Genomic DNA, 19,393 nt, shown 5'->3' with positions numbered 1-19,393 from the left:
TGTGATTTCGATCTTGTTGTCACACACCCTTCTTTTTCCCGGTTGTCGCCGAGGCCAGTATGCCCTTGCTCATCCCAACAGCCGGAGCTACAGGCTCTTTTTTCTTTTTCGGTTTCTTCAATTCGCGGTTTCCCCGCATCTGCCCTTTGGCCATGCCAAGCTCCATATAATGAGACTAAATCCTCCCCTCTAAAGGGACAGATCGGTTTCTTTTGCCATTCTTTGATGAGAATCGAGAGAACTCTGGATTCTATATTGATAGATATCCTGCTGATCCGCAGGCATCAATAATACGATCTTGAAGTTTTCTTTCGGTGTTTGAGCGGAAGATTTCTGAATACGTACAAGCTGGCCTACTTTGAATTTTCTCGTTGCCATGACTTCCCTCTGAGGACTTCCATCCCGCTGAAGCGTTTTAATCAGAAGCAGAATCTCAATCCATGATAGCCTATCGAGATTATTCTTACGGCTTCTCGCTATTTTCATATTATTTGGCGAGGGATTTTACGTCGTTTTCAATCGATACAAGATTTTCTCTTGCTCTTTTTAATATCTGCCTCCGACACGTGATTTACAAGCGTAAACTTCATTACTGTAAGGCTGATCCAATTTCCGATGACCTAGAACGGGCAGCGGCATTACAGAGAAGGATCCTGTCCCAGGCCGAGCAGATCGGCTAGGGAGCAGCGGCTATGGATTCAACTGTAGTCCTGTCGCTTTCTGTGCAGCCGCTGAGCCGAACCCTGTCGACGAGGTCTGCCAACCTGACACGTGCGGCGAGGCTGAGATCTGCATCAGGCAAGTCTTCCAGACTGCGCAGAGCCTTGGCAAGGCGACTTGCCACTTCGACCGTTCCTGCACCATCTCTTGCAATAGCCCGAAAAGAATCTTCGAGGATATCGCTTGGATCCAGACGTGGAACAGAGAGACAGGTGTTGTCCTCCTCGTCGGCGGCATTTTGATGGGTGGCCTGCCAGGTCCAAAGGATCCGAACGAGAGTTCCGATCACATCGATTGCAGTGCCAGGATCATTGATGCCAGGCGATAGTGCTCGGGACGCGATCTCCGAGAGAACCACCAGACCGAATCGAGGGTCCTGATCGAAGCTCCTGGCATCGCCGACGGTAATGGCTGCCCGAACGTGATCGGGGAGATCTCCCAATGTTTCAACATCGATCACCGCGACCCGGCGCGTGGGATCGACGAAGGCCCCGGGCCGTACGGTGAGATGGATCTTCGCGCGCGCTTTTTGCGCTGCGACCACCAGAGGATCGAGATCCAGGTGCTGAACATAGCCAACCTTTGTCACGAAAACGGGAATGCCGGAATACTCAAGATGGGCATCAGCAAGTTGCACCGCGTGATTCGTTGTTGCCGGGAGACCTGAATAGGTGGCGAATGCCCTGCTTGTTGCTTCCTCGACTGTGTCGATGGTCGAACCGACCCGCCCGAGCCGGGTGATCCTATCGATCCACCGGACGAGCGTCACCACAACGACTGCGATAACGACGGCAGTAGCGGCGAACAGGAGGAAGCGACCGCTATTGCTGTAGATTCCTCCTGAGATGCCGATGATGCCGACCACGCCGAAGAGAAATGCTCCAACGAAGGTCGAAAGGGCGTTCTGAACACCGCCATCTTCCATGAGCAGCGTCGCAGCTCGAGGGGTTGCCGATTGGGCGGCAGCCGAAAGCGCGGTGACGAGGGCTGACAAGGAGAAGGTCACGACGGCCAGCATGCTGGATGCGAGCACAGTGAGGACCTTCTCGACGGCTTCGGGATCGAATTGTGTCGGCGCTGAGAATGACAGGACGGGTGGCAGGAGAATGGCGAGCGAAACGGTGGCCACGGCGCCGAGACTGAATAAGGCGGGCCTGAACCAGAGCTTTCGCTTGAGCTTGCCCATTTCGAAGGCGAGTTTTCGTGAGATCACCAATGTCTCGCCCCTGTTGCTGCGACAAAGCTCAGAAAGACAACGAGCATGCAGCACTTTGGTTCACCAGAGCAGTCACTCACGTTCGCACACCTGGTCGCAACCAATTGGGCATAGACTTCGATGCGGGTCTCGCTGATGCTCAAGGTTCCGTTGTTCAAGCGCTCGGGAACGCCGCGGACTCCGGGCGACGCTGGCGATCATAATGATGACTGATGAGGAGTTGACCATGCCCGGACCCCTAGAGCGCGGATACAAGGTTCTTCTGGCCGAGGCAGACGCGGAAGTTGAAAGCATAGAGGCTGCGGATGCAATCGCCCTGGCGGCACGGGGCGATGTCGTGGTCGTGGATATCCGTGACCCTCGCGAGTTGGAGCGCGAAGGCCGCATACCCGGTTCTTTTCACGCACCCCGCGGTATGTTGGAATTCTGGGTCGACCCGGAAAGCCCTTACTTCAAGCCCATTTTTGGCGAAGACAGGACCTTTATCCTCCATTGCGCCAGTGGCTGGAGATCCCTGCTTGCATCCCAGCAGCTCAACCGCATGGGCATGGCGAAGATTATCAATATGAAGGGCGGATTCAGCGCCTGGAAAGAGGCCGGCGGTCCGGTGGAGACCCGATGAGACTGTCCCCGGGAGGGAGTTGGGACGAACAATGGATCGCCGTTTTGGGATCCGAGCGGCCGTAACGCCCGGACCCGCGACCGATCGGATTAGGCTTCGATCGGACGCAGAGAGCCTGTCGCGATGATTTGCCAATGGTGAGCCCGTTGGGATTCGAACCCAAGACCTACTGATTAAAAGTCCCTCCGACGCGTCTTAATGGACATTAACGGAGATCAGTGGACATTAATAGATCAACATATTTTCCTTGTAATTCCGCCGTTTTTTGACGAATCTGCGTTAATGTGGGTTTACGGATCATAATGGCACTTAACCCTGTAAATGTGACAAAGGGTGTGACAACGGCTCCGGAAGACCTGTGACAACGGAGTCCGATCGGTGCCAAAAATCCATTTCACCAAGTCCGCCGTCGAGAGCCTGCCAGTTCCTGAAACCCGTATGGCTTACACCGACGACAGAGCCGCCGGCCTTGAACTGCTCATTACAGCGGGAGGCACAAAGACGTTCTATCTGCGCCGGCGCGTAAGAGGCACCGGGCGAATGGAGCGGATCAAGCTCGGGCGGTTCCCCGCATTGTCAGTCGAGGCTGCCCGGAGATCGGCGACGAAATATGCCGGGTCGATGGAGGAAGGGAAATCAGTCGTTGCTGAGATCCGCGGCAAGCGCGCCACGGCGCAGACCCTGCGCGAGACCCTTCACGCCTACATCACTCACCGCCAGCGCAACCATGGCATGCGGCAGAGCACGGCAGACGGCTATAGGAAGGCAATAGAGCTTCACGCCAGCGATTGGCTCGACCGGCCGCTCTCCGCCCTCACGAGAGACGAGTTCGAAAGGAGATACAATTCCATCCGCCAGCGCACAACAGGCGAGAAGACGAGCGGCGATGTCACCTGGCAGATACGTCGAGGCGGGGAGGGTGTAGCACGCGCATGGGCCCGAGCGATGCGTGCCGTGATGAACTATGCGGTCGACCACCTGACTGATCCGGATGGCCGGCCGCTGCTACCTTCTAACCCCGTAGGAGCCGCGTGCCGGGCGTTGGCGGTGAGTCGGATCGTAAGGCGCGAAACCTTTATCACCGAAGATCAATTCGGCGCATGGCTCGACGCGATCGAGACGGATCGAGTGCTGAATCCTGTGGTCGCAGATTACCTCGAGGTGCTGACGTTCACGGGACTGCGCCGCAGTGAGGCCGCCGGGCTGCGCGTCAAAGACGTAAATATGGAGACGTCGACACTCACGGTCAGCGTGACGAAGAACGGGCGCCCACATGTATTGCCGTTCGGTCCGCACCTCAAATCGATTTTCACTAGACGCAGAGCGGCGGCGCATGCGTTCAGATCCGAATGGCTGTTCCCCGCAACGACCGGCGACAGGCACTTCAGCGCCCCGGATAAGGCCGTGCGTCGAGTTGGCGCTCGAGCAGGCGTGCCTACCCTCCGATGCCACGATCTTCGACGGACGTTTGCTACTGTGGCCGATGCGGTCGGTGTCGGCATGTTCACGCTCAAGCGCTTGATGAATCATATCAGTGGCGACGTGACCTTTGGCTATGTCGGCGCAGACGTGGAGCGCATGCGCGAGCCGATGATCAAGATAGAAGAGAGGATATTAGAGAAGGCCGGCCGCGCCCCACGCCATGCCGCGGAGGCTGCGGAATGAAAGAGAATCCCTTTGGCGATTTCCAAGACTGGATGATTGATCGGGATTTTTCGGATTGGATCAAAGCGGCCCGTAGTAATCCGAATTTTGCGTCGTGGCTGTTGCAACTCGGATCATCAGGTCTGCGAAAAGGATACACTTTGCCATCTTCCCTGCGAGATTGGCTGTGTGACCGACTGATCGCTGCGACATTGGCGCCAGACAAGGCAGCTAAAGCGCTGTGGCTCGTTCCAGACGGACCTGGCCGGCCTGTTTCTATGAAACACGAGGATGTTTCGCACTTTCTGGCGATGGACGTGAACTCGCTGGTGCAACAAGGGCTGACAGTCAAGGCAGCGGTCAATCAAGTCCTTTGCGACGAACAGGGTCGTGGGCAATGCCCTTTTTCGGCTGCCACCATTGAAAAATGGTACGGGCAGTGGAAGCGCAAAACCGGAGGTTTTTCGGAGAATCCCGACGACTGGATAGAAAGGAAATAAAGATCGACGCTAATTGGGGCGAATTTCCGTCCGACGACAAACGCCGACGATTAAGGCAGCTTAACTTCACCGAACAAGGATGGAGGTAAGCAAATGAATATTAATTCTGAACCACTACTCAGCCCCGAGGAAGCCGCCCGACTCCTCAAAACTACCGCGGGAACATTGGCTGCGTGGCGCTGTACCGGACACATGCGAATTCCCTTTGTGAAGTTCGGCCGCAAGGTGCTCTACCGCCGCTCCGATCTCGAAAGGTATCTCGATCAGCACACGGTCAACGCCAGCGCTGCAGCGGAGTGAATCATGGGCCGCTTAATGTCACGCGAGGATGCGGCAGACTTTCTCCCATCACACCTCAAGAAGCTGCCGATTCCCGTCCGGGATCTGCACCTGCAAGGCTACAGCTCATGGCTCTCCCTGATCCTCTTGCGACTTACAAACGTATTCGCGAGCACCCCGACGGGGGAGGACAACAAGGGGCAGCTAAGGGGATCGAACTGCTTCGGGAATTTTTCCATCTTTTTTCACGGAAAGCACACCGGCATTCATTACACCATCTATTTTAACAGCCCCGATAGTCAGAACGGGAAGCCTGTCCGGCCCTGGGAAAACGTCATGGAAGGCTGCATCAATCCGACCAAGCCGGGCAAGTATTTGGGCGGTGCTCTCAATATGCGTTCGTGCATACCGGGTGAGTGGATAGGGGAATTCATCGACCCTCTGCCTGCGACCAGATCTGCGCTCAGAGAGCATATGCAATTCCACGAAGCTTGACCGCGGGGAAATCGGGTGAATTTCGAGGCGATAGGGGCTGCTGCGCTCGCAGCTTATCCGGGACTGTTGAGGCAATGGTTCCCGGGCGGCCGAGTCTACGGCCATGAATTCAAGGTTGGAAGTTTGCAGGGAGAGAAGGGCGAGAGCCTTAGCATCAACATCACGACAGGCGCTTGGGCCGACTTCGCGGCAAACCATCAGGGCGGCGATCCGATCAGCCTCTACGCCGCGATGACTGGCGTCAAGCAGGGAGAGGCTGCTGTCGCGCTCGCCGAGATCCTAGGCGGCAGTCTGTTGCCCGAACCTCGGCAGGCCGAGGCTCGGGAGAAGGCGCCGAAGCGGCAGACATGGACACCCGTGCACCCCGTGCCAGACGGTGCGGGCGAGCCCCTGAAGAGCCATCGCGACTTCGGGCGGCACACCACGTCATGGGCGTATCGCGACGCCGAGGGCCGCCTGCTCGGCTACATCTGCCGGTTCGATATGCCCGATGGTGGCAAGGAAGTGCTGCCGCAGTCATACTGCACCGGTCCGGACGGCAAACGCGCCTGGCGCTGGATGTCATTCGCAAAGCCCCGCCCGCTCTACGGACTCGAGCGCCTGGCCGAACAGCCCCGGGCCAACGTCGTCATTGTCGAGGGCGAGAAGTGCGCCGACCGCGCTCGGCAGCTGTTTCCGCAGCACGTTGTTGTGACCTGGCCGAGCGGTGGCAAGGCCGTCCGACATGCCGACTGGACCCCGCTCAAGGGTCGGAAATCGTCATTTGGCCGGACGCCGACGAACCCGGTCACGTCGCTGCGCTTGCCATCGCCAAAATACTGACGCCGTGGGCAGCGGGTGTGCGGCTCCTGTTGCCGCCGGCGGGTCAGAAAGATGGATGGGACGCGGCCGACGCCGTTGACGAAGGATGGACCCCGGAAAGCACTCTGGCCTGGCTGAAAACAGCGATGGTCACGCCTGACGAGTTTGAGCAGGCAGCCAAGGAAGAGCAGGTACCGCCGACGATCCCGCAAGAATACACCGATCTAAACGATTGGCGCTCAGTCCTTCGGTACAAGGATGGCAGCCGGCGAGTACTAATTAATGATGTTCTGAATGCGAAACTTCTCATCGAGCATCATCCGCTCATGCGGGAAACTCTGGCCTATAATGAGGTGACGAGGCGCTCCATGATCATGAAGCAGCCTCCATGGGTGCCAAGCAGCTCGGAAAAATGGAAGCCGCGAGAGATCGAAGAGGCCGACACCGTGGACGCTCGCGCGTGGCTTTGCGGTCAAGGTGTTGATCAGTCTCGCTCAGACACATATGCCTTGCTCAAAGCGGCCGCTTCACGCAACCGTCTAAATCCCCTCCGCGACTGGTTGCTTGCGCTGAAATGGGACAGACAATCCCGCTTAGAAAAGTGGCTATCTTACTACCTTGGAGTCGATGACAGTCCGTATTCCCGGGCAGTTGGTCAGTGTTGGATGATTTCTGCCGTCGCCCGGGTGATGAAGCCCGGCTGCAAATGCGACACCATGTTAATCCTGCAGGGCGACCAGGGAATATTTAAGTCGACCGCAATCCGAGTGCTCACTGGAGAAGAGTACTTCACCGACGATCCTGGGGAAGCTGGCACAAAATCAGCCATCGAGAACATGGCCGGAAAGTGGATCATCGAGTATTCCGAGCTCGACTCCATGAGTAAGGCTACCGCCGATAGGGTGAGAGCGTGGCTCAGCCGAAAGGAAGATCGCTTTCGCCCTCCATATGAAGTGGCCGCCCGCGATTTCCCGCGAACATGCGTTTTCGTCGGCACAACAAACAGAGACACATTTCTGAAGGATGAGACTGGCGGAAGGCGCTTTTGGCCGGTCCGCTGCATCTCGATTGATGTCGATGGTCTCCAAACAGATCGCGACCAATTGTGGGCAGAAGCCGTGCACGTGTTTAATGCTGGCACCAAGTGGTGGTTGACCAGCCCCGATGTAATCGCCGCCGCCAAGGAAGCCCAGGAAGGTGCCTATGAGATGGATACGTGGGAATCCAGAATAGCGCGCTGGCTTATAGGCAAGGGCGAAACCAAGATTGGCGAAATCCTGGAGGGCCCGTTAGACGTGGCAGTTGGGAAGCATGATCAGGTTGCACAAAACCGAGTGGCGCGAGTCTTAAAGCGCCTCGGCTGGGAGCGGGCCCGAAGGCGAGTTCATGGCGGTATGGAATGGTACTATCGCGCACCAAGTCGCAGTGCACATCTGGGGCTAGTTCAGGACGGATAGTTTAGTATTTTCAATTACTTAGTCTCGATCTAGCGTCGTCCTGAGTGGGATCAAGTGGGAACATAGTAAGTCATTGAAATCCAATAATAATTTAAGAGTTCCTACTGTTCCTAATAGTCAAGAAATATATACAGAATAGTGTTAGTCCATATTATGGATACACATGCCCTCTTATATATATGTTTAACCGCCAACTAGGATCGGGGATCAGTGGGAACACTAAGCCTCGCGCTTGCTGCGCTCCATCTCCGTCACTTCGTCGACAATCGTCCTCCGCAGCGTCAGGACGTCCTTAAAACGAGATTCGATGATTTTAAGCGCACTCCTGCACTCTTCGGCGGTCACCGACTTGATGCCATAGCGCCAGTCATTGCGGGACATGCTCTTAAATTGTGCCGTCTCATCAGAGGTCGGATCGACGTACCAAGGATCATGGATGATCCGGTTTCGCTTGTTTGAAGCGTCGTGTGTACTGTTTAGGAAATGGTCGACTTTTTTTATAGTTACCTCGCTGAGTCCCCTGACTTTGCCCAAAGCTTTAATAGCCTGACACCTCGGAGCGACACCCATCAATTGTGCGGTAACGCAAGCCCCTAGCGCAGGTTTTGTGTCGGCCAAAAACCAGATCACTAAATCCAGGACATGTTCGAGGTGAGCCCATGTCGATGAGATAGCACCCACCAAATTAAACATAGGATGTTCGCTAGGCATTGGATTGAGTACTCGGCCCACGGCGTGGGCAGTGAACACAATTCCTGCTTCGCCTGTTGCGCTCCCGGTGGACAGTTCTGGATCGGATTTGGTCTTGTCTGACATCTCAGATCCTATTTTTGATGGTCTCTGATCTCACTGTTTATCATGTTAGCCCCCGCGCCCCCATAGGCTTGGGTCCTTCGACAGGCACACGCCACACGGGTAATTCGAAGCGCGATTGCTCTCCTGTTCCAGGCATTTTTTTGGGTCGTCAGTAGTCAATTTTCGGTGGGAGGAAACGGCAGTGGGCGGATCAGAACAGACGTCTTTGCGTGCCTATTCTCGCCATAGAGGGTGCTCCTTAAAGGCAGTGCAGAACGCCATCGAAAGCGGACGGCTCAGAGCCAGCGTGGTGCGGAATTCTAAGGGTCACCTCAAAATTGGTGACGTCCGAACCGCTGATCGGGAGTGGGCTGCCAACACCCGCCGTACCAAAAGACGTGGCTTGCGGAGAAGGTTTACCGAAGCGCTTGCCAGCGAAAATGGAGTCGACGACTTCGCTGACAATGAGGTTCCCGAGATACGCGGCGACATGAGTTCGGCCGAACTCGATGCGATCATAGCGATATGGAAGGCAAAGATGAGCCGGCTTCAGTATCGCGTGAAAACTGGCGAGCTCGTCGAGGGTGAGGCCGTGCGGCGCTCGGCATTCAACACCGCCCGGGTGATACGCGACAATCTTTTGAACATCGCGGACCGCGTAGCCGCACGACTTGCCGCTGAAAAGGACCCGATGGTCTGCCACGCGGTGCTGGATGCGGAACTTCGTCAGTCACTCGAAACTCTGGAAACTCCGCAATAATAATTATCTGATAGGATCAAATAAATTATTGCATAATTGCAATATAGAATGATTGCAAAATTGCAATAATAGTTGGGTATTGCGGAAATAGATTCCGTGCCGTAGAATTATCGGCATGATGATCTCACCTCAGATGCTCAACGCCCACGCAACGCTCACCAAGACGGCTGAAATAGCTGGCGCGCCGCTGGGCACTATTTCGCAGTGGGTCAACAAGGGATTGCTGGGTGGGCCTCGGGCCCTTGTCGGCACAGAGCATCGCTTCGATCTGGGCGACGTGATGATGATCACGCTCTTCGCCGCGATGAACCGCAACGAGCGGCCCCGCAAAGAACTGATGGAAGCGGCAGCCGGGTTGATCCCGACGGCGATCGAGATCATTCGGGCGGCCGGGCCCGATCAGGCGAACGTCTATGCGGTCGAGCTCAGCGGCCGGTCCGAGCCTGACAAAGCCAGATATGCGCGGCACGTGGTGCACGGCGAGCCCGGGCTTTCAAGTCTCGTCAACGAGGCGGCCCAGAAGGGCTGGCCGGAGATCCGCGTGCTGAACCTATCGGCCATCGTGGCGACCGTGCTGCAGGGCTGGATCGCTGCGACGGCAGATACCGCCGCATTGGAGCAGGCGTTATGAGCGAGATGCGCGGCACACCGGTCATGCGCGACGTGAATTCGAACGCCGATCGCAGCGGTCTATTCGTCGATGGCAGCAGCATTCTTATGCTGCATCGCGGGCGTGGTTTTGCGATCGAGGGACTTGGCCCTGCTGATCTTTTCGCCGTGGCCCAAACATGCATCGAGGCCGCAAACGAGCTTGAGAAAGACTGGCGCCGCGCTGGCGTCGATGTGGCGAACGCACTCGCCAAGATCGGCGCGACGGTGGGGAGCGCATAGTGATCACCACCGTAAAAAAATCCAAACTGCCGCTCAAACTGGCCCTTCACGCGGAACCTCTGCCGCCCTTGCGGATCACTGATCTCCGACGCGGTCCGTCCGGCCAAGAGGTGTTTGTATCACTCAGGGCTGATGATGGACGAACTGGCGTGTTCGTCGATCAAAAGGCTGCAGCAGTCGCGATCTTCGTCGATGGGTATGGCACTGCCGTTCTTCCGGTGTTGGATCGCGCGTGGATGTTGCTTCAGAGCAGCATCCTGGATGCAACCCGCTTCGAGATGCCGGCCAGCCCGAAGGATCTGCTGCGATCTTCGGAGGGCAAATGAGCGTTTCCAGAACAGAGATCGCTCCGCTCACGCTTCGCGCGGACGTTGCGCAGTCGAGTATTGATGTCGAGAAGCGCACGGCTCAGCTGGTATGGACTACGGGCGCGCGGGTGCTGCGCCGGTCCTGGCTGGATGGGCCGTTCTGGGAAGAGCTCAGCCTTGACCCGAAGCATGTTCGGATGGGTCGCCTCGAGGGCGGCGCGCCGCTGCTGAACTCTCACCGCTCTCATGATCTGAACTCGGTGATAGGCGTGGTCGAGCGCGCCAGTCTCAGAGGCAAGAAGGGCACGGCGACTGTTCGGTTCAGCGCACGCGACGATGTCGCTCCGATCTTTCGCGATGTTCAGGATGGGATCATCCGGCAGGTGAGCGTCGGCTACCGCGTCTACAAGTTTGAGAAGACGGAGGGCGGCGCCGACAAGATCCCGGTGATGCGGGCAATCGATTGGGAGCCGTTCGAAATCTCACTCGTGCCGGTCGGAGCGGACGCGGACACGGGTATTCGGGGCGACCAGAAAGTTGAGCGGAACGCGGTTGAGATCGTCACCCGCAATCAAGGGAACAGGACCATGAACGACGTTGTAGACGACTTGGCCGTCGGCCCAGGCGCGGGTGCAGAGACGCTGGCCGAGCGCGAGCGCTACACAGGCATCACGACGGCGTGCCGCGCGGCCGGAATGACCGATGCCTTTGCCAACGATCTGATCGGCCGCGGCATTCCGATCGATCAGGCTCGCGAGATGATCCTCAACGAGCTTGCCGAGCGTAGCCAAGGTCAGACGGTTTCGGGGCTGCATGCGGAGGTCGGCGGTGTGCCTGTCCGCGGCGGCCGTGGCTATGCCCACGTGATCAGGGACGGTCAAGAAACCACGCTGAACGGCTTGCAGAACGCGTTCGCCCATCGATTGTCTCTGGGGCTTGTGCCAGTTGAAGGGCCTGGCGAGCAGTTTCGGGGCGCTTCTGACGTTGACCTTACTCGGTCATTTCTGTTGGAGCGCGGCGAGCGACTAGGGTGGATGTCTCCATCAAAAGTCGTCGCGCGTGCGATGTCGACCAGCGATTTCTCGATCCTTCTGGAAGGAGCAATTGGCAGCTCCGTTGCTAAACAGTGGCCGGTGATGCGTTCCCCGCTCGTAGTGCTGGCATATCCTGACAAGGCGGCAGATTTCCGTGTTCAAAAGCGAAAGCGTCCGGGCGAGTTTCCTCAGCTGCTTAAGGTCGGCGAGCTGGAGGAATACCGGGACGGAGCGTTCGGCGAAGCCGAAGAAAAATGGCAGATTGAGAAGTGGGGGACAATCGTATCCATTTCAGAAGAGACGTTGGTAAACGACAACCTCGACGCCGTCGGTCAAAGCATTCGAGGTGCACTTCAAGCAGCCTCAATGGTCGAGGCTAAATTGTTGTCGGCTGCGATCACAAGCAACCCCACCATGGTTGATACCGTGCCCGTGTTTCACGCGGACCATGGAAATCTGATCACAGATGCCGACTTCGGTGCTGAAGGCCTGTCAAAAGCTCGAACCGCAATGCGTCGCCAGAAAGGACTTGATGGGATCACCCCCCTCAACATCGCGCCTCAGTTTATTGTCGTTCCGGCGACCCGCGAAACGGCCGCAGAGCAGATCGTCTCGGAAATCTACCCGGCCGAGGTGGAAGCCTCCAACGCACCTTTCCGGCGCCTCACCATAGTGGCCGATGCCATGCTGGACGAAGTCTCAGAGGTCGACACTTATATTTTTGCCTCGCCGTCGCTCGTTCCGTCGCTCGTGCTCGGCTATCGTGACGGGAACACCTCCCCTGAGGTGAGATCCGAGGAAGGCTTCCGGGTCGATGCTCTCAAATACAAGGTTCGCCACGACGTGGGTGTTGGTTGGATTGACTACCGCGGCGCCTGCAAAATCGAAGAATCCGAGAGCTGATAGCGCCTCCTTTAATCTCTTTCCCGGGAGCCCAAAATGGCTAAGAATTTCGTTCAGCCTGGCGACACTCTGACCCTTACAGCGCCATCAGGAGGGGTTGTTTCCGGCGTCGCGTATTTGATCGGATCACTCCTGGTGGTTGCCCAGGTCAGCAAGGCCCAGGGCCTCCCGTTTGCCGGCAAACCCCGCGGCGTGTGGGTTCTGCCAAAGACCAGTGCTCAGGCATGGACCGAGGGCGTGAAGGTCTATTGGGACAACACGAACAAGGTGGTCACCACCACGGCGACCGATAACACGCTTGTCGGCTTCGCGGTGGAAGCGGCTGCCAATCCGAGCGCGACCGGTGTGGTCTGGCTCAACAACTAAGGCTTCGTGTCATGGCCGCTGAGTTTCCCCTTAACATCATCATTCGCGCCGTCGACAAACTGACGGCCCCGTTACGTGCGATCACCGCCCGGATGGAAAGGCTTACCGCGCCGGCTCGTCGCGTCGCGGCGGCGTTCAGGGCATTCTCTCAGGCTTCTGGGGTGGACCGCCTGTCGAGGTCGCTCGGTGGCGTGGTCGGGGGCTTCCGGAATCTCGGGGGCGCAGTTGCAAATGTTGTCGGGAGGATAGGGATCGCGCTCGGTGCCATGGGCTACCTGTTCAAAAATCAGTTCGTCGACACCGCGGCCGAGTTTGAAACGTTTCGAACTGTCCTCGAGACGATAGAGGGCAGTAGCTCAGCCGCGAGCAAATCGATGGCCTGGATTTCCGATTTCGCGGCAAAGACGCCTTATGAACTCGCCCAGGTGACCGAAGCGTTCGTGAAGCTCCGCGCCTACGGGATGGACCCAACCGACGGTCTGCTCACTACGCTGGGCGATACCGCTTCGGCGATGGGAAAGCCTCTCATGTCTGCAGTTGAGGCGATCGCCGACGCCATGACCGGTGAGAACGAACGGCTGAAGGAATTCGGGATTCGCGCGACCAAATCGGGCGACAAGATCACTTACGAGTACATGCAGAACGGCAAAACCATGACTGCCTCCGCCAAGGCGAGCAGTCGTGAACAGATCCTTGCCGTGCTCTCGGCAATCCTGAACCCGAAATACGCTGGCGCCATGGATAAGCAGTCGCGGACCTGGAAAGGGATGATCTCCAACCTTTCAGATCAATGGGCTCGTTTCACCAACATGACCATGGATGCCGGGCTCTTCGACTTTCTCCGAAAAAAGCTCGAGGGGTTGCTGGCCGCCGTCAACCGGATGGCTGACAATGGCAGCTTGCAGGAATGGGCTGAGAGGCTTGGCGGTGCGTTCACGCGCGCGTTCACGACGATTGCCGATGCGGTGCCGAGAATAGCGACTGTGGTGCAGGATGTCGCGAAGCGCATGCAGCCACTGGCGGACATGGTCGGGGGATGGCCGATGTTGCTCGGAGGTATCGCCGCAGCGATCGTCGGCGGGCCCATTCTTGCGGCCCTGGCCACGCTAACAGGCGCGGTGATCACCCTCGGCGCAGCGCTCCTGGCGACGCCGGTCGGGTGGGTCATCGGCGCCGTCGCCATCATCGCGGGGGCCGTGTTCCTCATTTATCGAAACTGGGAGAAGCTTCCGGATTTCTTCCTGGGCATTTGGGACCGCGTCGCCGGAGTGTTCAAAAAGTACCAATGGGCTGCGCTGCTCGTGCCGTTCATCGGACCCATCGCGACCATCTATAATAATTGGGGCGGGATCACCGGGTTTTTTCGAGGCCTTTGGGACGGGGTGAAAACCATCTTCACCGACTCCATAGGTTGGATCGCCGAGAAAATCGATTGGCTACTGAAACTGCCTGGCAAGATCGGCGCGGCGTTCCGCAGCATCAATGCGCCGGTGCCTGCGGGTGAGACGGTGGTGGGCGAGTCTGCCCGGCCTCTGCTTGGAGCTCGTAGCCCCGGCAACGTCGTGACGAAGAACTCTCAGGCGAAGGTGACAGTCGATTTTCAGAACGTGCCGAAGGGCACCCGCGTCGTGAAAGATCCGCGCAGTACGGCACCCCTTGACCTCTCCATGGGCTACAGCATGGCGGACGGTATCCCATGAGCTGGCGGAACCAACTGAGGCGCGCGAGCTTTCGCGGCATCCCATGATCTGGCGCGATCAAATTTGAAGGGCAAACTTGTGACAACGAGCGACGGCGCTACATCGCGGATCAGGGTCCAGATCGCAAGCGGCGCATCACTCAGTGATGCCGTCGACTTCGGGCCGGTCCGCCCCATGGGAGTTATGATGCCGGCCGCGTGGACCGCTGCCGAGCTCACGTTTCAGGTTTCGGCGGATGGGATCACCTATGGCGATCTTTACGAAGCTGACGCCACAGAAGTTTCGGTGATGGCAGCTGCCTCTCGGTACATCCGTCTCGAGCCTTCGGCTTGGGCGGTCATTCGTTATCTTAAAGTGCGTTCGGGAACGTCCGCTGCGCCCGTCAATCAGGCTGCACAGCGCACGTTCACTTTTCTTTCTCGGATCATCTGAGCAGCTGCGGGCGAGCCTGACCGATGCCCTTCACGCTCCTGACACTTCCCGACAACGGCTGCCGCTGGCCCGTGATCGACGACCTGGAAGGAGTGAAAGGCCGCCATGGCTTCTGCGGACATCCCCGCGTTTCACCGAATCCCTACTGCGAAGCGCATCGCGCCCTCGCTTGCGAAAGCCTCAGCAGGTTTTAAAGCAGCGTGACAAATGCGCGACAATTCCGCCGCTTTGCCGCCGACTGTGACAAACGTCCAGCATAAGTGACTGTTTTCGCTGGAAGTTTGGTGAGCCCGTTGGGATTCGAACCCAAGACCTACTGATTAAAAGTCAGTTGCTCTACCGGCTGAGCTACGGGCTCGTTGCCATGGCGGGTTGGGCACTTGCATCATTTTACGACGATGATTGTCAAGTATAAACACAGGAGCGGACCCAACTCGCCTCACGTCTTGCGTCATCGACCACCCGGACCCGCTCCTATTGGTGGTCCAATCGCAGCTCGAGGTGTGAAGCCTCTGAATTCCGACACACCGCATTTGATCTCTCTCAGCGAAAGACTTGCGCAAAGTCGCTCGGCCAGAGAGGCCGAATCAAAGGGACCGACGACCACACCGAGCACGGTTCGGTCGCCGGCTCTGGCAACTTCGTAGAGCCGTAGCCGCAAGGCCGATCGAAACCCATCGACGCGGTCCAGCGACCGTCGCCATAGTTCGATGCCGTCCTGTTCCGAGTTCACGAGGCCTAATGTGACACCGAAAGAGGGAATCAGCAGATCCGATTTGGCCGCCTCCATCGTCTTGTGCGAAGCGGGCGGCAGATTTGTTTCAGTCTTCAGCCGCTTCGATGCGCCAAGAAATGACTGCTTCTTTAGGCGAGGATCTGCCATAATCTGACGGGTTTCCGTTTGAGTGGCCGACGCGTTGTCAATGCTCAGGGGATCAAAGCCAGCAAGAATCTGCCCGAGCACAGCTATCAATCCAATCGTGCCAATGAGCTTGAGATGCATGGCGGTCGGCTGTGATTTGTTCTTGGCTTCGGTGATCTTCGTCTGCCTGTTCCACATCAACTTGGCTGTAATTTTGCGTGTTCAGAATGCCTTCCATGACTTAATACACGTAAAAGTTGTATAAATGTGGAAAACTCGCAGCGCTCCCGAAAAAATCTCGTGACGCGCGATCCGGAGCATCTGGGCATGGGTGCTTTCCCGAGATGGGGCGAGGATGGTATAGGGAGCAAATTCTCCAGAATGGATCACATTATGCTCCCCATCACCTGTATCGTTCTCGCCGCCGGCAAGGGTACGCGAATGCGGTCAGGCCTGCCGAAGGTCATGCACCGAATTGCTGGTCGCCCCCTGGTGGGGCACGTCTTGGCGAGTGTGGCTGCGGCCGGGGCGACACAGGCCGCGCTGGTGGTCGGACCAGAGATGGATGACGTTGCTGTAGAAGCTGGATTGGCGGGCGTCCCGTGTCGGGTTGCAGTCCAGTGCGATCGGTTGGGAACGGCTCATGCGGCTTCTATCGGACTAAGCGCTTTGAGTGACGGGCAGGGCACGGTTATCGTCCTGTTTGGTGACACTCCCCTGGTCCGCGCCAAGACGATCAACGAGTTGGCTATGTCCATCAGGGAGGGAGCCAAACTCGTCGTTCTCGGCTTTGAGGCGATCGATCCGGCCGGCTATGGTCGCATCCTCCAAGGCAGCGATGGCCGTGTGCTGGCGATTCGTGAAGACAAGGATGCGAGTCCGGAGGAAAAACAGATCTCCCTTTGCAATTCCGGAGTGATGGCTTTCGACTCTGATGCGCTACGGACTCTGTTGCCGCAGATAGGCACGAATAATGCAAAAGGTGAGTATTATCTGACCGATGCTGTGGGACTCGCCGTCTCGCTGGGCTGGTCTGTGGAGGCAAAAATCTGTGCTGAAGAGGAGGTGCTGGGGATTAACAACCGCGTTGAACTTTCGCGCGCGGAAGCAATCCTCCAGGCTCGTCTTCGGGAAGCAGCCATGATTGCGGGAGCAACCCTGGTGGCACCGGAAACAGTTTTTTTTAGCACGGACACCAAGCTCGGCCAGGATGTCTTGGTTGAGCCCCATGTGGTTTTCGGGCCCGGCGTCACAGTGCGGGATCGAGCTGTCATTCATTCCTTTTCTCACATCGAGGGTGCGGTGGTCGGGGAGGGGGCCGCCATTGGCCCGTTCGCTCGGCTTCGTCCAGGCACGGATCTTGGAGAAAAGGCCCGTGTCGGAAACTTCGTCGAGATCAAAAATTCACGCGTCGCCCAAGGGGCCAAGATCAATCATCTGACCTATGTGGGAGATACCCGCATCGGTGCGGGATCGAACATCGGCGCTGGCACGATTACCTGCAATTATGACGGGTTCGATAAATTCACCACCGAGATCGGCGCCGGCGTGTTTATCGGCTCAAACTCGGCTTTGGTGGCGCCGGTGAGCATTGGCGATGGCGCCTATGTGGGAACTGGAAGCGTCATTACCGAGGATGTCCCGGCGAATGCTCTCGCGCTTGGCCGCGGCCGGCAGGTTTCGAAACTCGGCTGGGCCACTGCATTCCGTGACAAGAAGAAATCGGCGAAGACGGCGAAACCAGCAGCGAAGTGAGGCTTTTGAAGATGTGCGGAATCGTCGGAATTCTCGGTAGTGATCCGGTCAATCAGCTGCTGGTCGATGCGCTGAAGCGTCTCGAATATCGAGGCTATGATTCCGCCGGCATCGCCGTGCTCGAAAACGGTGGCATTTTTCGCCAGCGCGCGGAGGGCAAGCTACGCAATTTGCAGGCTAAGGTTTCCGCTGAGCCCCTGTTCGGCACGACAGGTATGGGCCACACCCGCTGGGCAACCCATGGCGCCCCCAATGAGACCAATGCGCATCCCCATACCGTCGGGCGTGTCGCCATTGTTCACAACGGCATCATCGAGAATTTCCGGGAGTTGAAGGCTGAGCTCGAGGCGGAAGGAGTCGTCTTCTCAACTCAAACCGACACGGAAGTCGTCGCGCACATGATTTCGCGCGCTCTCGATCGGGGGGTGAAACCGGCAGAGGCGGTCTACGAGACATTGAAGAGACTCCGTGGTGCCTTCGCTTTCGTTATCTTATTTGCGGGCGAACAGGATCTGATGATCGGAGCTCGTCGCGGCAGTCCCCTTGCCATCGGCTATGGTAAGGGAGAGATGTATCTTGGCTCCGACGCCCTGGCGCTCGCCCCTTTCACCAACCGCGTGACCTATTTGGAGGACGGCGACTGGGCTGTGCTGACGCGGGCATCTGTGCAGATCTTCGATGAACATGGCGTCGGCGTCACTCGGGACATCAAGCAGACCCAGAGCACGGGCCTCTTGGTTGACAAGGGCAATCATCGCCATTTCATGGCGAAAGAAATTGCCGAGCAGCCCGAGGTGATCGGGCATACGCTGGCTGAGTACATCGATCTCGCGCAGCAGCGGGTGGCTCTTCCTGAAGCCATAAAGCTGGACTTTGCCAAACTCGATCGCGTTACCATTTCTGCTTGCGGCACCGCCTATTATGCGGGGCTTGCGGCGAAATACTGGTTCGAGAAAATCGCACGCTTGCCGGTGGAAGTCGACGTCGCCTCGGAGTTTCGCTATCGGGAGGCTCCCCTTCCTAAGAACGGGTTGTCCATCGTCATCTCCCAGTCCGGCGAAACGGCCGACACGCTGGCCGCACTGCGTTATTGTAAGCAGAACGGCCAACATACTGCCGCCGTGGTCAATGTGCTTGAATCAACGATCGCTCGAGAGGCCGATTTCGTTATCCCGACTTTTGCTGGTCCCGAGATCGGCGTCGCCTCGACGAAAGCCTTTACCTGCCAGCTGACTGTGCTTGCCTGTCTCGCCATTGCCGCGGCACGCGCTCGCGGCACGATCTCGGAGGAGCGCGAACAGGAGCTTGTGGGCGCCCTGATCGAGGTACCGCGACATATGGCGGAGATCCTGAAAGCGGAGGACCAGATCGAGGCGCTTGCGCGGACTATCGTCACCGCTCGCGATGTGCTTTTTCTCGGTCGAGGCATCAACTTTCCCATTGCGATGGAAGGCGCGTTGAAGCTGAAGGAGATTTCCTACATCCATGCCGAGGGCTATGCAGCGGGTGAGCTGAAACATGGGCCAATTGCACTGATCGACGAACAGGTTCCGGTGATTGTCATTGCGCCGAATGACGAGCTGTTCGACAAGACCGTTTCCAACATGGAGGAGGTCGCGGCTAGGGGAGGCCGGATCGTTTTGATCACCGATGCCGACGGGCACCAGTCGAACGGCCATGCTGCCTTCCAAACCCTGACGATCCCGAAGGCCAATCCTTTTATCAATCCTTTGCTCTACACACTGCCTGTACAGCTCCTTGCCTATCATACCGCTGTGCAAAGGGGCACTGATGTGGATCAGCCGCGGAACCTTGCCAAATCTGTTACCGTGGAGTAGCGGCCGGATATTGGG

General features: G+C 57.6%; 24 protein-coding genes and 1 tRNA gene. 18 read left to right on the top strand and 7 right to left on the bottom strand.

Features of this window, described 5'->3' with window-relative positions; all coding sequences use genetic code 11:
• Positions 1-19: 19 nt before the first annotated feature.
• The 3 genes from FKM97_RS26975 to FKM97_RS17330 all read right to left on the bottom strand — a co-directional run bounded on the left by FKM97_RS26975 (position 20) and on the right by FKM97_RS17330 (position 1,933).
• A complete protein-coding gene (locus FKM97_RS26975) occupies positions 20-154 on the bottom strand; it encodes a hypothetical protein (RefSeq protein WP_281290114.1) in 135 nt (44 codons plus the stop codon).
• A gap of 35 nt (positions 155-189) precedes the next feature.
• Entirely contained in the window at positions 190-378 is a 189-nt protein-coding gene (locus tag FKM97_RS17335; protein ID WP_144293682.1) for a hypothetical protein, read from the bottom strand.
• Between the two features lie 298 nt (positions 379-676).
• Entirely contained in the window at positions 677-1,933 is a 1,257-nt protein-coding gene (locus FKM97_RS17330) for a DUF2254 domain-containing protein (protein WP_144293681.1), read from the bottom strand.
• Between the two features lie 229 nt (positions 1,934-2,162).
• Here FKM97_RS17330 and FKM97_RS17325 point away from each other — a divergent pair, with 229 nt between their 5' ends.
• From FKM97_RS17325 to FKM97_RS17300, 7 genes are all read left to right on the top strand, one after another.
• A complete protein-coding gene (locus FKM97_RS17325; RefSeq protein ID WP_144293680.1) occupies positions 2,163-2,558 on the top strand; it encodes a rhodanese-like domain-containing protein in 396 nt (131 codons plus the stop codon).
• Positions 2,559-2,936: 378 nt separating this feature from the next.
• Positions 2,937-4,223: a site-specific integrase gene (locus FKM97_RS17320; RefSeq protein WP_144293679.1), complete on the top strand. Its 1,287-nt coding sequence runs from the start codon at positions 2,937-2,939 to the stop codon at positions 4,221-4,223.
• A complete protein-coding gene (locus FKM97_RS17315) occupies positions 4,220-4,702 on the top strand; it encodes a hypothetical protein (protein ID WP_144293678.1) in 483 nt (160 codons plus the stop codon). Before FKM97_RS17320 ends, FKM97_RS17315 begins: the two co-directional genes overlap by 4 nt.
• Before the next feature lie 93 nt (positions 4,703-4,795).
• Positions 4,796-5,002, top strand: coding sequence for a helix-turn-helix domain-containing protein (locus FKM97_RS17310; protein WP_144293677.1), 207 nt, complete (start codon positions 4,796-4,798; stop codon positions 5,000-5,002).
• 3 nt (positions 5,003-5,005) lie between these two features.
• Positions 5,006-5,476 carry a hypothetical protein gene (locus FKM97_RS17305; protein WP_144293676.1) on the top strand — a complete coding sequence of 157 codons (471 nt, stop codon included), beginning with the start codon at positions 5,006-5,008 and terminating at the stop codon, positions 5,474-5,476.
• 15 nt (positions 5,477-5,491) lie between these two features.
• The gene (locus FKM97_RS26370) at positions 5,492-6,298 is read left to right on the top strand and encodes a hypothetical protein (protein ID WP_170240972.1); all 807 of its coding nucleotides are present in this window, start codon (positions 5,492-5,494) and stop codon (positions 6,296-6,298) included.
• Positions 6,299-6,315: 17 nt separating this feature from the next.
• Positions 6,316-7,734 (top strand): virulence-associated E family protein, encoded by a 1,419-nt coding sequence (locus FKM97_RS17300; RefSeq protein WP_170240971.1) that lies wholly within the window; start codon positions 6,316-6,318, stop codon positions 7,732-7,734.
• Positions 7,735-7,953: 219 nt separating this feature from the next.
• Here the strand turns inward: FKM97_RS17300 and FKM97_RS17295 are convergent, their stop codons facing one another.
• Positions 7,954-8,550: a hypothetical protein gene (locus tag FKM97_RS17295; protein ID WP_144293674.1), complete on the bottom strand. Its 597-nt coding sequence runs from the start codon at positions 8,548-8,550 to the stop codon at positions 7,954-7,956.
• Between the two features lie 247 nt (positions 8,551-8,797).
• Between FKM97_RS17295 and FKM97_RS17290 the strand changes: the two genes are divergently transcribed.
• The 4 genes from FKM97_RS17290 to FKM97_RS27070 all read left to right on the top strand — a co-directional run bounded on the left by FKM97_RS17290 (position 8,798) and on the right by FKM97_RS27070 (position 10,506).
• Entirely contained in the window at positions 8,798-9,289 is a 492-nt protein-coding gene (locus tag FKM97_RS17290) for a hypothetical protein (protein WP_144293673.1), read from the top strand.
• A gap of 115 nt (positions 9,290-9,404) precedes the next feature.
• A complete protein-coding gene (locus tag FKM97_RS17285; protein ID WP_144293672.1) occupies positions 9,405-9,920 on the top strand; it encodes a hypothetical protein in 516 nt (171 codons plus the stop codon).
• The gene (locus FKM97_RS17280) at positions 9,917-10,180 is read left to right on the top strand and encodes a hypothetical protein (RefSeq protein WP_144293671.1); all 264 of its coding nucleotides are present in this window, start codon (positions 9,917-9,919) and stop codon (positions 10,178-10,180) included. The genes FKM97_RS17285 and FKM97_RS17280 overlap by 4 nt, the downstream gene beginning before the upstream one ends.
• A complete protein-coding gene (locus FKM97_RS27070; protein ID WP_144293670.1) occupies positions 10,180-10,506 on the top strand; it encodes a hypothetical protein in 327 nt (108 codons plus the stop codon). The genes FKM97_RS17280 and FKM97_RS27070 overlap by 1 nt, the downstream gene beginning before the upstream one ends.
• Here the strand turns inward: FKM97_RS27070 and FKM97_RS26565 are convergent.
• On the bottom strand, positions 10,425-10,736 hold the full coding sequence (locus tag FKM97_RS26565) for a hypothetical protein (protein WP_205015128.1): 312 nt from the start codon (positions 10,734-10,736) through the stop codon (positions 10,425-10,427). The genes FKM97_RS27070 and FKM97_RS26565 overlap by 82 nt on opposite strands.
• Here FKM97_RS26565 and FKM97_RS17270 point away from each other — a divergent pair.
• From FKM97_RS17270 to FKM97_RS27240, 5 genes are all read left to right on the top strand, one after another.
• Positions 10,617-12,425 (top strand): prohead protease/major capsid protein fusion protein, encoded by a 1,809-nt coding sequence (locus FKM97_RS17270; RefSeq protein WP_342783562.1) that lies wholly within the window; start codon positions 10,617-10,619, stop codon positions 12,423-12,425. The genes FKM97_RS26565 and FKM97_RS17270 overlap by 120 nt on opposite strands.
• Before the next feature lie 36 nt (positions 12,426-12,461).
• Positions 12,462-12,791, top strand: a complete 330-nt coding sequence (locus tag FKM97_RS17265) for a DUF2190 family protein (RefSeq protein WP_144293668.1) — start codon at positions 12,462-12,464, stop codon at positions 12,789-12,791.
• An 11-nt stretch (positions 12,792-12,802) separates the two neighbouring features.
• A complete protein-coding gene (locus tag FKM97_RS17260) occupies positions 12,803-14,491 on the top strand; it encodes a tape measure protein (RefSeq protein WP_144293667.1) in 1,689 nt (562 codons plus the stop codon).
• 78 nt (positions 14,492-14,569) lie between these two features.
• Positions 14,570-14,923: a hypothetical protein gene (locus tag FKM97_RS17255; RefSeq protein WP_144293666.1), complete on the top strand. Its 354-nt coding sequence runs from the start codon at positions 14,570-14,572 to the stop codon at positions 14,921-14,923.
• A 23-nt stretch (positions 14,924-14,946) separates the two neighbouring features.
• Positions 14,947-15,117, top strand: a complete 171-nt coding sequence (locus tag FKM97_RS27240) for a GcrA family cell cycle regulator (protein WP_144293665.1) — start codon at positions 14,947-14,949, stop codon at positions 15,115-15,117.
• Positions 15,118-15,205: 88 nt separating this feature from the next.
• On the opposite strand, the gene FKM97_RS17245 is transcribed toward FKM97_RS27240, so the two are convergent.
• A tRNA-Lys gene (locus FKM97_RS17245) sits at positions 15,206-15,281 on the bottom strand.
• Between the two features lie 93 nt (positions 15,282-15,374).
• Positions 15,375-15,926, bottom strand: a complete 552-nt coding sequence (locus FKM97_RS17240) for an SPOR domain-containing protein (RefSeq protein ID WP_170240969.1) — start codon at positions 15,924-15,926, stop codon at positions 15,375-15,377.
• A gap of 240 nt (positions 15,927-16,166) precedes the next feature.
• On the opposite strand from FKM97_RS17240, the gene glmU reads away from it, so the two are divergent.
• Both glmU and glmS read left to right on the top strand, forming a co-directional pair.
• Positions 16,167-17,540, top strand: a complete 1,374-nt coding sequence (gene glmU, locus FKM97_RS17235) for a bifunctional UDP-N-acetylglucosamine diphosphorylase/glucosamine-1-phosphate N-acetyltransferase GlmU (protein ID WP_144293663.1) — start codon at positions 16,167-16,169, stop codon at positions 17,538-17,540.
• Positions 17,541-17,551: 11 nt separating this feature from the next.
• Positions 17,552-19,378 (top strand): glutamine--fructose-6-phosphate transaminase (isomerizing), encoded by a 1,827-nt coding sequence (gene glmS / locus FKM97_RS17230; protein WP_144293662.1) that lies wholly within the window; start codon positions 17,552-17,554, stop codon positions 19,376-19,378.
• The last annotated feature ends 15 nt before the right edge of the window (positions 19,379-19,393 follow it).

The organism is Rhodoligotrophos appendicifer, from assembly GCF_007474605.1.
Taxonomy (GTDB): Bacteria; Pseudomonadota; Alphaproteobacteria; order Rhizobiales; family Im1; genus Rhodoligotrophos; species Rhodoligotrophos appendicifer.
Note: the sequence above shows the minus strand (reverse complement) of the source record. Positions and strands in the feature narration are given on the sequence as shown.

Excerpts from the sequence above, each read along its gene's own strand:
- FKM97_RS26975 (WP_281290114.1), bottom strand. The coding sequence starts at position 154 with ATGGCCAAAGGGCAGATGCGGGGAAACCGCGAATTGAAGAAACCGAAA.
- FKM97_RS17335 (WP_144293682.1), bottom strand. The coding sequence starts at position 378 with ATGGCAACGAGAAAATTCAAAGTAGGCCAGCTTGTACGTATTCAGAAA.
- FKM97_RS17325 (WP_144293680.1), top strand. The coding sequence starts at position 2,163 with ATGCCCGGACCCCTAGAGCGCGGATACAAGGTTCTTCTGGCCGAGGCA.
- FKM97_RS17315 (WP_144293678.1), top strand. The coding sequence starts at position 4,220 with ATGAAAGAGAATCCCTTTGGCGATTTCCAAGACTGGATGATTGATCGG.
- FKM97_RS17310 (WP_144293677.1), top strand. The coding sequence starts at position 4,796 with ATGAATATTAATTCTGAACCACTACTCAGCCCCGAGGAAGCCGCCCGA.
- FKM97_RS17305 (WP_144293676.1), top strand. The coding sequence starts at position 5,006 with ATGGGCCGCTTAATGTCACGCGAGGATGCGGCAGACTTTCTCCCATCA.
- FKM97_RS17295 (WP_144293674.1), bottom strand. The coding sequence starts at position 8,550 with ATGTCAGACAAGACCAAATCCGATCCAGAACTGTCCACCGGGAGCGCA.
- FKM97_RS17285 (WP_144293672.1), top strand. The coding sequence starts at position 9,405 with ATGATGATCTCACCTCAGATGCTCAACGCCCACGCAACGCTCACCAAG.
- FKM97_RS17280 (WP_144293671.1), top strand. The coding sequence starts at position 9,917 with ATGAGCGAGATGCGCGGCACACCGGTCATGCGCGACGTGAATTCGAAC.
- FKM97_RS26565 (WP_205015128.1), bottom strand. The coding sequence starts at position 10,736 with ATGAGAGCGGTGAGAGTTCAGCAGCGGCGCGCCGCCCTCGAGGCGACC.
- FKM97_RS17265 (WP_144293668.1), top strand. The coding sequence starts at position 12,462 with ATGGCTAAGAATTTCGTTCAGCCTGGCGACACTCTGACCCTTACAGCG.
- FKM97_RS17260 (WP_144293667.1), top strand. The coding sequence starts at position 12,803 with ATGGCCGCTGAGTTTCCCCTTAACATCATCATTCGCGCCGTCGACAAA.
- FKM97_RS27240 (WP_144293665.1), top strand. The coding sequence starts at position 14,947 with ATGCCCTTCACGCTCCTGACACTTCCCGACAACGGCTGCCGCTGGCCC.
- FKM97_RS17240 (WP_170240969.1), bottom strand. The coding sequence starts at position 15,926 with ATGCATCTCAAGCTCATTGGCACGATTGGATTGATAGCTGTGCTCGGG.
- glmU (WP_144293663.1), top strand. The coding sequence starts at position 16,167 with ATGGATCACATTATGCTCCCCATCACCTGTATCGTTCTCGCCGCCGGC.
- glmS (WP_144293662.1), top strand. The coding sequence starts at position 17,552 with ATGTGCGGAATCGTCGGAATTCTCGGTAGTGATCCGGTCAATCAGCTG.